Origin of the sequence: Stenotrophomonas sp. YIM B13575 (genome assembly GCF_042787595.1) — a bacterium.
GTDB classification, from domain to species: Bacteria; Pseudomonadota; Gammaproteobacteria; order Xanthomonadales; family Xanthomonadaceae; genus Stenotrophomonas; species Stenotrophomonas lactitubi_B.
Genome location: NZ_JBHZOP010000102.1, coordinates 23,704 through 33,728, shown reverse-complemented (window position 1 = coordinate 33,728; position 10,025 = coordinate 23,704). Strand labels below are relative to the sequence as shown.

General features: G+C 67.1%; 11 protein-coding genes. 8 read left to right on the top strand and 3 right to left on the bottom strand.

All coding sequences use genetic code 11. The features are described 5' to 3' along the window. Nucleotides 1-95: 95 nt before the first annotated feature. The 3 genes from ACFX4F_RS15885 to ACFX4F_RS15875 are packed head-to-tail and all read right to left on the bottom strand — an operon-like array spanning nucleotide 96 to nucleotide 3,105. Nucleotides 96-1,208, bottom strand: a complete 1,113-nt coding sequence (locus ACFX4F_RS15885; RefSeq protein ID WP_380656955.1) for an ABC transporter permease — start codon at nucleotides 1,206-1,208, stop codon at nucleotides 96-98. Next, complete coding sequence (locus ACFX4F_RS15880) at nucleotides 1,205-2,128, bottom strand: ATP-binding cassette domain-containing protein (RefSeq protein WP_380656950.1); 924 nt, start codon at nucleotides 2,126-2,128, stop codon at nucleotides 1,205-1,207. The genes ACFX4F_RS15885 and ACFX4F_RS15880 overlap by 4 nt, the downstream gene beginning before the upstream one ends. A 20-nt stretch (nucleotides 2,129-2,148) precedes the next feature. Further along, on the bottom strand, nucleotides 2,149-3,105 hold the full coding sequence (locus ACFX4F_RS15875; RefSeq protein WP_380656947.1) for an HlyD family secretion protein: 957 nt from the start codon (nucleotides 3,103-3,105) through the stop codon (nucleotides 2,149-2,151). Nucleotides 3,106-3,469: 364 nt separating this feature from the next. On the opposite strand from ACFX4F_RS15875, the gene ACFX4F_RS15870 reads away from it, so the two are divergent. The 8 genes from ACFX4F_RS15870 to ACFX4F_RS15835 all read left to right on the top strand — a co-directional run bounded on the left by ACFX4F_RS15870 (nucleotide 3,470) and on the right by ACFX4F_RS15835 (nucleotide 10,024). Continuing rightward, nucleotides 3,470-4,453 (top strand): PhoH family protein, encoded by a 984-nt coding sequence (locus ACFX4F_RS15870; protein WP_099820014.1) that lies wholly within the window; start codon nucleotides 3,470-3,472, stop codon nucleotides 4,451-4,453. A 38-nt stretch (nucleotides 4,454-4,491) separates the two neighbouring features. Further along, entirely contained in the window at nucleotides 4,492-5,358 is an 867-nt protein-coding gene (locus ACFX4F_RS15865; protein WP_380656943.1) for a hypothetical protein, read from the top strand. A gap of 56 nt (nucleotides 5,359-5,414) precedes the next feature. Then, complete coding sequence (ybeY, locus tag ACFX4F_RS15860) at nucleotides 5,415-5,900, top strand: rRNA maturation RNase YbeY (protein ID WP_099820013.1); 486 nt, start codon at nucleotides 5,415-5,417, stop codon at nucleotides 5,898-5,900. A 47-nt stretch (nucleotides 5,901-5,947) separates the two neighbouring features. Next, nucleotides 5,948-6,556: a hypothetical protein gene (locus ACFX4F_RS15855; protein ID WP_380656935.1), complete on the top strand. Its 609-nt coding sequence runs from the start codon at nucleotides 5,948-5,950 to the stop codon at nucleotides 6,554-6,556. A 41-nt stretch (nucleotides 6,557-6,597) separates the two neighbouring features. Next, the gene (locus ACFX4F_RS15850; RefSeq protein WP_380656932.1) at nucleotides 6,598-7,176 is read left to right on the top strand and encodes a hypothetical protein; all 579 of its coding nucleotides are present in this window, start codon (nucleotides 6,598-6,600) and stop codon (nucleotides 7,174-7,176) included. Nucleotides 7,177-7,285: 109 nt separating this feature from the next. Continuing rightward, nucleotides 7,286-7,840, top strand: a complete 555-nt coding sequence (locus ACFX4F_RS15845; protein WP_380656929.1) for a hypothetical protein — start codon at nucleotides 7,286-7,288, stop codon at nucleotides 7,838-7,840. A gap of 64 nt (nucleotides 7,841-7,904) precedes the next feature. Next, complete coding sequence (locus tag ACFX4F_RS15840; RefSeq protein WP_099820011.1) at nucleotides 7,905-8,786, top strand: HlyC/CorC family transporter; 882 nt, start codon at nucleotides 7,905-7,907, stop codon at nucleotides 8,784-8,786. Next, nucleotides 8,783-10,024, top strand: coding sequence for a DUF4105 domain-containing protein (locus ACFX4F_RS15835; protein ID WP_380656926.1), 1,242 nt, complete (start codon nucleotides 8,783-8,785; stop codon nucleotides 10,022-10,024). The genes ACFX4F_RS15840 and ACFX4F_RS15835 overlap by 4 nt, the downstream gene beginning before the upstream one ends. Nucleotide 10,025 lies beyond the last annotated feature (1 nt).

The window sequence follows — 10,025 nt, the reverse complement described above, 5'->3', positions numbered from 1 at the left end:
GTGCCGACCAACGGTCGGCACCCACCGAGGTATTGAGGTGTGCCGACCAACGGTCGGCACCTACCGTGTGGATGCCGACCGTTGGTCGGCATGCCTCAGTCCAGTCGCTTGCGGAAGCGCAGGATGGCCAGGGTCATCATCGCCACGATGAACACCAGCAGTGCCAGTGCGTCCGGCCACAGCTCCCACAGCGAGGCCCCGCGCAGCATGATGCCGCGCACCAGGCGCAGGAAATGGGTGAGCGGCAGTACTTCCGCCAGCCACTGCACCGGCCTGGGCATGCCGGCGAACGGAAACATGAAACCTGACAACAGGATCGAAGGCAGGAACAGGAACAGGGTCATCTGCATGGCCTGGAACTGCGAGCGTGCGCGCGTGGAAATCAGCAGGCCCAGTGCGAGGTTGGCCAGCACCAGCAGCACCGCCGCCAGGTAGACATCCAGCAGGCTGCCGCGGATCGGGACCTCGAACAGCCAGGTTCCCAGCAGCAGCACAAGCGTGGTCTGCAGCAGACCGATCGCCGCGTACGGCAACACCTTGCCGACCATCAGTTCGCTGCGCGATACCGGCGTGGCGATCAGCAGTTCCATGTTGCCGCGTTCGCGTTCGCGTACCACCGCCACTGCGGTGAACATGACCAGGGTCATGGTCAGGATCACCCCGATCAGGCCGGGCACGATGTTCACTGCTGAGCGCCGTTGCGGGTTGTAGAAACTGATGACGCTCACCTGCCCGCTGTCGATGCTGCCTTCGCGCAGCGGCCGTGTGTTGCTGGACGGGCGCGCGTCCAGCGGCACCTGTGCCAGCTGGATCGCCGCACTCTGCACCACCGTGTCGCTGCCGTCGACCAGCACCTGCACGGCTTCGCGGCCTTCGTAGCGGCGTCGTTCGAAATCGGCGGGAATGACGATGCCCACGCTGATCCGGCCCCGTCGCAGCGCCTCCATCAGTTGATCGGGCGTATAGGCCTGCGCGCGCGGCGTGATCACGCCGGTGGCCACCATGTCCTGCACCAGCGCGCGCGACGCCGCGCTATTGGCCTGATCGGCAATGCCGGCATCCAGGTGCCGCAGGTTGAGGTTGATCGCATAGCCGAACAGCAGCAGCTGCATCACCGGGATGCCGACGATCATCGCCAGGGTGATGCGATCACGGCGCAGTTGCCGCAGCTCCTTCAGCATGATCGCCCATAGCCGTCGCACGCTCATGCGGCCGGCTCCCGACCACGGCCACGGGTGGCGGCAACGAATACGTCTTCCAGGTTGGGCGCCACCGCTTCGATGCTGGCCTGCGGATCGGCGGCGGCAAGTGCCTGCGCCAGCACGGTGGTATCGGCCGTACCCTCGCTGCACAGCACGCGCAGTTCGGTGCCGATCTGGGCCACGCTGAGCACGCCCGGCAACGCCGCCAGCGCGCGGCTGGCCAGCCGGGGCTGCGAGGCGGTGACTTTCAGGGTGCGGCCCTGCAGCTGCGCGCACAGCTCGGCCGGGGTGCCATCGGCCACCAGGGCACCGCGATCTAGGATCGCCAGCCGGTGGCAGCGTTCGGCCTCGTCCATGTAGTGGGTGGACACCAGCACCGTGGTGCCTGCATCGGCGAGTTCGAACAGCGCTTCCCAGAAATCGCGCCGCGACTCAGGATCGACCGCACTGGTCGGCTCATCCAGGAACAGCAGTTCCGGCGCATGGATCACTGCACCAGCCAGTGCCAGCCGCTGCTTCTGCCCGCCACTGAGGGTGCCGGCCAACTGCACCTGGCGGTCCTGCAGACGGTACTGCTGCAGCAGCGCATCGACCCGTTGCCGTGCTTGCGCCCTCGGTAGATCCTGGATGGCGGCCAGAAACTCCAGGTTTTCCCGCACCGACAGGTCTTCGTACAACGAAAAGCGCTGGGTCATGTAGCCGATGCGGCGGCGGAGCGCTTCGGCCTGCGCCGGAATGGCCAGGCCCAGCACGTCGATCTCGCCCGCGCTTGGTTCAAGCAGCCCGCACAGCATGCGGATGGTGGTCGACTTGCCCGAGCCGTTCGGGCCGAGGAAGCCGTATACCTGCCCGCGCGGGACCTGCAGATCGACGTTGTCCACCGCCAGCAGATCGCCGAAACGGCGGCTCAGGCCCTGCGCACGCACGGCAATGTCATCGACAGGATTCAGAAGCGCACCTGCACCGGCAGCCCGGCGGGCAGCGCCTGCATGTCGGCACGGTCGTCCAGCTCGATCTCTGCCAGGTAGCTCAGCCGCGAGACGTCATCACCGGTCAACGCGTAATACGGCGTAAAGGAAGGTTCGCTGCGGATCGACCGCACATGCCCCTTCAACATGGTGGTCGCGCCGTCCAGCTGAACCTGCGCCGCCTGCCCCACCTTCACCTGCAGGCGCAATGGCTGCGGCAGGTACACCCGCGCATACGGGCGTTCGCCCACCAGCAACACCACCAACGGCGCACCGATCGGTGCCTGGTCGCCCTGCCGATAGGGCAACGCATCGACCACGCCGTCGCGCGGCGCGCGCAGCTGCAGCTTCTGCAGGTTGACGGCCTGCACCACCTCCTGCGCCTGCGTCGCCCGGGAGGATGCCTCGCCCTGGGCAATGTCCTCACGACGGTTGCCGCGCTGCAGCTCCAGCCACGCCTGTTCGGCAGCGCGCACGCTGGCCACGGCGTTGTCGGCGGCCGCGCGGGCCCGGTCCAGGTCGGCGGCAGCGACCAGCCGCTGACGGGCCAGCGGTTGCACCCGGCGATGGTACGCGGTGGCTTCAGCCGCCTGCGCGCGCAGCGCCGTGAGCTGTGCCTGCGCCTGGGCGATCTGCTCCTGACGCGGGCCCACCTGCAGTTCCTCGAGCTGTGCATGCGCGCGGGCGGTTTCGGCCTGTGCCGCGTCGAGCTGGGCGGCGCCACGGGCAGGATCCAGGCGCATCAGCAGCGCGCCCGCCTTGACCGCCTGCCCTTCACGCACGTCAACGGCACTGATCACTTCCGCCGCCGGTGCGGGCACGCTGATCCGGTCCCATTCAAGCGTGCCCAGTGCCGCCGGCGGTGCCTCGCCGCAGCCCGCCAGCAGGCAGCTGCCCAGCAGCCAGATCCTGCGCATCCACGTGCCCACGGCCATGCGCCACCTCCTCCGATGGCGCCACGGTGCCACGCTCCCTGTGCACCCGCAATGATCCAGAACAGGGCTGATCAATAATTGATCACCCGCCAGCAACGCCACTGCCGCAAGGCTCGCTGCCACCTATCCACAGGTTCACGGCAACACCGTCCACACCGCATGTGGAGAACCCTGCTGGCACTGGCACAATTTTCACCACCGCATCATCTTCCTTGTGGCACAAGCGCTGCGAAGGACTATCCACAGGTTTCTTCGACGCCGGTCCACACCCGGTGTGGAGAACTGTCGTCCTGCCGCCTTGCGCGTTACCCTTGTCGTCCCTGACGCCATCGCGGTGGACGGCGACCCCGCCCCACCCCAAGCAATGAAAAGCATCGAGCATCGAGACTTCACCCTGTCGCCGGAAGACAACGCGCAGCTGGCCAACCTGTGCGGTCCGTTCGACGGACACCTTCGCCAGATCGAACTGAAGCTTGGCGTGGAAATCGCCAACCGCGGCTTCGTGTTCCGCATCAGCGGCCCGGCCGAGGCCAGCGCCGAAGCGCAGAAGCTGATCGAGGCGCTGTATGAAGAGGCCGCCGAGACCACCTTCGACAGCCACGGCATCCATCTGCGCCTGAACGCGGCGAACATCGAACAGATCGCCGATCGCTCCTACGAAGCGCAGGACGTGGCGATCAAGGTCAAGCGCGGAACCGTGCGCGGGCGTGGTTCCAACCAGAGCCGCTACCTGCACCAGATCGTCAGCCATGACATCAACTTCGGCATCGGCCCGGCCGGTACCGGCAAGACCTTCCTGGCCGTGGCCAGCGCGGTGGAAGCACTGAACGAATCGCGCGTGCAGCGCCTGATCCTGGTGCGTCCGGCGGTTGAAGCCGGCGAGAAGCTGGGCTTCCTGCCCGGCGACCTGAGCCAGAAGGTCGACCCGTACCTGCGACCGCTGTACGACGCCCTGTATGAAATGCTGGGTGTGGAAAAGGTGCTCAAGCTGCTGGAAAAGAACGTCATCGAGATCGCACCGCTGGCCTACATGCGCGGCCGCACGCTGAACGATGCGTTCGTGATCCTGGACGAAGCGCAGAACACCACCATCGAACAGATGAAGATGTTCCTGACCCGCCTGGGCTTCGGTTCCACCGCCGTGGTCACCGGTGATCTGACCCAGACCGACCTGCCCAAGCATGTGAAGTCGGGCCTGCGCGATGCCATCGACGTACTGCGCGATGTGGAGGGCGTCAGCTTCACCTTCTTCGAAGCCCGCGACGTGGTCCGCCACCCGCTGGTGGCACGCATCGTCAGCGCCTACGACCGCCGCGACCTGCATCAGATCCAACCGGGCGCGGAATAGCACTACACTCCGGACTCCTGTGCACATAAGGACATGTCATGGTACGCCCGGGTCTGCTGCTGTCGTTGTGCCTGCTGGCCTTCGGGCCGGCCCCCGCACTCGCCTCTCCCCCGCCCGTCGCGGAAACGCGGGCGTATGTTGAATCCAGCTATGTGATTGCTCCCTACCAGGTGGAGGATTTCACGCTGGTGCGCAGCAGTTACAACCCGGACGACCGGTTGGCGGGGGCCGGATTCAGTTACCGCAGTGACCTGCATCCGGAGGCGGCGATCAGCGTTTTCGTGTATCCGGCGGGCCGGCTGGACCCGCAGGTTGCCGTGGACCGCGGCATCCAGGCCCTGCAGGCGGACCTCAGGCAGGCGGTTGCGTCCGGCATCTATGCACAGCTGCAGGAGCTGGGACGGGAGCCCTTCCAGCTTTCGCCCAGGGCGGTGCCAGCGAAAGGTGCCAACGACATCGACTCGACGGTGATCCAGGCCATTGCCAAGGCCGAGCAGGTCCGCGGCGAGAAACTGCGTCTGAGCCTGCTGCAGGTGTCCCGCAAACAGCCGCTGCATTCCAATGGCTACCTGTTCTACAAGCAGCTGCATTTCTTCAAGCTGCGCATCTCGGCCAACCAGTCCGACCTTCCGCGCGAAGCGTTCGACGTCCTCGCTGACCGCGCCACGCGCAGCCTGATCCCGGCGCTGGAAGTGGCCAACGTCGGCAGCTGCGCAAGCGCCACTCTGTATGTGGACCCCGACGCGGCGCCGGAGCAGGGCGCCATCCAGTTGGCCAGCCAGCTGACCCAGCAGAACGGCTACAACTGCCACGCATCGACCGAGAAGGCCGATATCCAGGCTCGTGCGGGCAAGGCCTCAGTGATAGAAATTGCCTACGAAGCCGGCGACTGGAAGTCGCAGTGAACGGCGACACGCGCGATACTGTCACCTCCTGTTCGATCTGAAATTCCGGTGTTGCCATGACCAAGGGTCCCGTCCGCCTCGATGTAGCCGTCAGCTACGCCCTGCCCCGTGCGGGGCTGCCCTCTGCCGTCAGCTTCCGCAAGTGGGTGGCGGCGGCGCTGAAGGGGCGTATCCGCGAGGCCGACCTGGCCATCCGCGTGGTCGACAGCAAGGAAGGCCAGTCGTTGAACCGGCACTACCGGGGCAAGGACTACGCCACCAATGTACTCAGCTTCCCGGCGGACGTGCCGGAAGGCCTGCCCAAGGGCGTCAAGTTCCCGTTGCTGGGCGACCTGGTAATCTGCGCGCCGGTGGTGGCGCGTGAAGCCGACGAGCAGAGCAAGGCGCTCAATGCCCACTACGCGCATCTGACCGTGCACGGCGTGCTGCACCTGCTCGGCTGGGACCACGAGGACGACAAGGAAGCCGAGGCAATGGAACAGTTGGAGCGCGAGATCCTGGCCGAACTCGGCATCGACGATCCCTACGCCGGCGAGCGCTGAGCCTCGCACGGCGCTATCCTGCGCCTGCAACCTCCGCGGAGACATGGATGATGATGGGCAACATGGGGCCACTGCTGGCCGGAAGTGCGATCTTCTCCCTGCTGCTGGTCGTGGCCGCCAACGTGGTGCGCCGCGTCAGCACCCGCCATCCCGATGGCCGGCACTGGCTGCTGCGCGCGCTGGCCCTGCTGTCCCCTACCACCCTGCTGGCAGGCGTAGCGGTGGGCATGGTCGGGCCGCATCTGCTGGGTGGCCATGGGCCGGTCAGCAGTACCTCGACGCTGTGGATGACCTCGATGGTGCTGATCCTGATCGGCGCATTCTCCGCACCGGTATGCTGGCGCGTGGTCCTGCAGCAGCGCCTGGGCCGTGCAAGCGGCAGCCTGCCGTTCTTCCAGGCAACGCGTGCGCAGCTGTGCGCGCTGTTCGTGCTCGCTGCTACGTATATGGGCGCTGTCCATCACGCCAGTGCAGACCTGCCGCCTTGGCTGCTGGAACCGGGTGCACTGCAGGTTGCGGTCCACGCCGTGCTGCAACTGGTCCACACAGCTCTGCTCTCGGCGATGCTCACCCTGCCGGTGATGGCGTTGCGCGCCGTGGCCAACCGTTCGCTACGGCGTGTGCGGGCGCTGAAGCACCCGACGTCACAGGGCTGACACCGCCCTTTGCCGCGGGTGATACCGCCCCGGGAGCACCAATGACAGTGATGCCCGCCCTGTTGCTTGCCGCGCTGCTGCAGTCCGTAGCAGGCCTGATGTCCGATCCTGACCAGCCCTCACCGTTCCCCGCCAGCGACAGTGAGGCCGACATCGCCGCAAAGGTCGCCGAACTGCGGGCATTCTTCGGTAGCAGCGAACAGGACACCCGCCAGGCCGTCGCCACTGCCCAGCAACGGGCGCTGATCGAGCGCCTCGAAGCCCGGCACGCGCCACGGCTGGCGGGCGCCTGGGTGGAAAACGATCCGGGCTGGCACATCGTGGTGCGATTGACCGGTGATGCACCGGTGGCAGATGAAGTACATGGCGGCGCGGACGGCCCGCAGCATGTGCACTTCCGCACCGGCGCGGCGCTGACCGAGGCGGAGATGCGGCGACGCATGCAGGCGCAACGTGACTGGTTGCGAGCCCAGCTGCCGTACATGACCGGCTACGGCCTGGACGTGCGGACCGGCGAGCTGTACGTGCAGCTCGATGACGATGCCCCACACCGGGCGGCTGTATCGGTGGTGGGTGCACATCTGGAAGCCCGGCTCGGCTTCCCGGTCAGGTTCGAATAGCGGCCGGCCGCGCCCCGGCCCTGACCGGCCCCGGCCACGATGGGTCGCGGGCCGCAGCAGGCGCCGTTACCATGCACAGCCTTGCCGCCGCTGATCGGATGTTGTCGCGATGTCACCGCTGCGTTTCCTGCCCATGCTGCTGGTCGTTGCGCCGGCCGTCTCCGCCGCGCCACTGGACCTGCCAGCGCTGATCGAGTGCCGCCAGGGCGTGGCCGCGCATGCCGCGCTGGCCCCCCTGCTGGCCGATCCGCTGAAGGCGGTGGCCCACGGCCTGCAGCCGCTGCCGCAGGGCAACCAGTTCATGAGCGAGTACCGGCTGGCCAGCCCGATCACCGTGTTCGGCCAGCAGACCGAGCGCGTGGCCGTGGCCGGCGCCAGCATCATGGCCGTGCTCGACCAAGCCGATCCGCGACCGCTGGCCACGCAGCTGGCGCTGGAGACCGGCTACGACCAGGACGGCAAGTTCATGGCCGGGCGCGAGCTGGTCAGCCGCGATGTGACCGACCCGAAGACCGGCGAGGCGCAGATCGAGTCGATCATCCTCAGCGTATCCACCGTCGCCAGCCACCCCGGCAAGACCCTGGCCGGCTGCACCTACAGCCTGGACCTGCCGGCCGAGGGCGAGGGCCCGGCCGCCACCGCCCCGGCTGGCGAGGGTCACTGACAGGCCCTCACATCCTGCTAGACTTGGGCCATCGCCCGGCCTGCCGGGTGCCTTTTTTCCAGATATGTCAGAAGACGACAGTAGTAGCTCCTCCGTGGAGCACAGTGAAAAGAAGCGCGGCTGGCTTGAACGCCTGACGTCCGCTTTTTCCGGCGAACCCCACACCCGCGACGAGCTGGTCGCTGTCCTGCACACCGCGCAGGAAGAAGGGTTGATCGCCGCCGATACCCTGAAGATGATGGAAGGTGCCATTTCGGTGGCCGAGCTGACCGTGGGCGACGTGATGATCTCGCGTTCGCAGATGGTCTCGCTGCCGGTGGAGGCGCCCTTCCTGGAGCTGATGAGGCAGGTGGTCGAGTCCGGCCATTCACGCTTCCCGGTGCATGGCGAGAACAAGGACGACATCCTCGGCGTGCTGCTGGCCAAGGACCTGCTGCGCGGCGTGGTTGCCGACAATGGTCCGGGCAACATCCGTGAACTGCTGCGCCCGGCGGTGCTGATTCCGGAAGCGAAGAAGCTCAACGTGCTGTTGAAGGAGTTCCGCCTGTCGCGCAACCACATGGCGATCGTGGTGGACGAGTACGGCGGCGTCGCCGGCCTGGTCACCATCGAAGACGTGCTGGAGCAGATCGTCGGCGACATCGACGACGAGCACGACGAGGCCGAGGATTTCTCGGCGCAGATCGCCATCCAGGCCGATGGCCAGTACGTGGTGGATGCACTCACGCCGATCGGTGATTTCAACGAGCGCTTCGGTGCCACCTTCTCCGATGAGGACTACGACACCATCGGCGGCCTGGTGACCGAAGCCGTCGGCCATCTGCCGGAAGTCGGTGATGAGCTGGCGCTGGACCGTTTCATGTTCCGTGTGGCCCGCGCCGATGCGCGCCGGGTCCAGGCCTTCCATGTAACGGTGCTGGCACCGGACGCGCAGGACGACGCTTGAAGCACCGTGGCCTGATCCTGACCCTGTGGCTGGCGTTGTGCCTGCTGGCCACCGCCCTGCCCCTGGATGCGTTCGCGCAGGCGGCGGCGCCGACCGTCTCAACGGCCAGCGATGCCCCTGCCCCGCGTGTCGGCGTGGTCACCATGCAGCCGGGCACCGTGTTCTTCGAGCGCTTCGGCCACGATGCCATCGTCGTGCTGGACCCGGTGAGCGGCGAGGCGATCTCGTACAATTTCGGCTACTTCGATCCGTCCGAACAGGATTTCATCGGCCGCTTCGTACGTGGCGACATGATGTATTACCTGGTGGCGCTGCCACTGCAGCAGGACCTGTCGTACTACGACGAGACCGGCCGCGGCGCCAGCGTACAGTGGCTGGATATCACCCCTGCGCAGGCACGCTCGCTGGCCGCCGACCTGGCCGAACGGGCCAAGCCGGAAAACGCGCGCTACCACTACGATTACTACACCGCCAACTGCGCGACGATGGTGCGCGACACCCTCGACAAGGCGTTGGGTGGCGGGCTGCACTCGCAGCTGTCCGGCCGTTCGCGCGGCAACACCTATCGCAGCGAGTCGGTACGGCTGGCGTCTCCGGCCCCGTGGATGTGGCTGGGCTTCGATATCGGCCTGGGCCCGTTTGCCGACCAGCCGCTGTCGCGCTGGCAGGAAGCCTTCGTGCCGATGCGCCTGGCCGACGCCCTGCGCCAAGCCCGCAACAGTGACGGCCGCCCGCTGGTGCAGTCCGAGCAGGAACTGCTGCCGCACCGCATCGACCCCGAACCGAAGGAGTTCGCGCGCCGCTGGTGGCCGTGGCTGCTGTGCGGCCTGGTGATTGCGGCGGGCGTGCTGGCGCTGCGCAACCGTCCGCGCCTGCTGGCCGGCCTGGCCTTGCCGCTGTGGCTGCTGTGCACGATCGCCGGTGGCCTGCTGGTGTTCCTGTGGGGCTTCAGCACGCACTACGCCGCCTGGGCCAACCGCAACCTGCTGCTGCTCTCGCCGCTGTGCCTGCTGTTGCTGCCGGGGGCGATCAGCCTGCTGCGGCGGCGCGTGCCCGGCCGCATGTTCAGGATCGTGCTGTGGCTGGTGGCGGTGCAGGCCGTGGCCGCCCTGGTGCTGCACTGGCTGAGCCTGCAGGCGCAGTACAACGTGCAGTGGATCGTGCTGCTGCTGCCGGTCCACGCTGCATTGGCCTGGGTGCTGGGGCGCCGTCCTCACTTGTCGGAAACGCAGCACTGAC

Bases quoted from the DNA above. Each gene is read 5' to 3' on its own strand.
- ACFX4F_RS15870 (WP_099820014.1), top strand. From the start codon at position 3,470: ATGAAAAGCATCGAGCATCGAGACTTCACCCTGTCGCCGGAAGACAAC.
- ACFX4F_RS15855 (WP_380656935.1), top strand. From the start codon at position 5,948: ATGATGATGGGCAACATGGGGCCACTGCTGGCCGGAAGTGCGATCTTC.
- ACFX4F_RS15865 (WP_380656943.1), top strand. From the start codon at position 4,492: ATGGTACGCCCGGGTCTGCTGCTGTCGTTGTGCCTGCTGGCCTTCGGG.
- ACFX4F_RS15875 (WP_380656947.1), bottom strand. From the start codon at position 3,105: ATGGCCGTGGGCACGTGGATGCGCAGGATCTGGCTGCTGGGCAGCTGC.
- ACFX4F_RS15885 (WP_380656955.1), bottom strand. From the start codon at position 1,208: ATGAGCGTGCGACGGCTATGGGCGATCATGCTGAAGGAGCTGCGGCAA.
- ybeY (WP_099820013.1), top strand. From the start codon at position 5,415: ATGACCAAGGGTCCCGTCCGCCTCGATGTAGCCGTCAGCTACGCCCTG.
- ACFX4F_RS15845 (WP_380656929.1), top strand. From the start codon at position 7,286: ATGTCACCGCTGCGTTTCCTGCCCATGCTGCTGGTCGTTGCGCCGGCC.
- ACFX4F_RS15840 (WP_099820011.1), top strand. From the start codon at position 7,905: ATGTCAGAAGACGACAGTAGTAGCTCCTCCGTGGAGCACAGTGAAAAG.
- ACFX4F_RS15850 (WP_380656932.1), top strand. From the start codon at position 6,598: ATGACAGTGATGCCCGCCCTGTTGCTTGCCGCGCTGCTGCAGTCCGTA.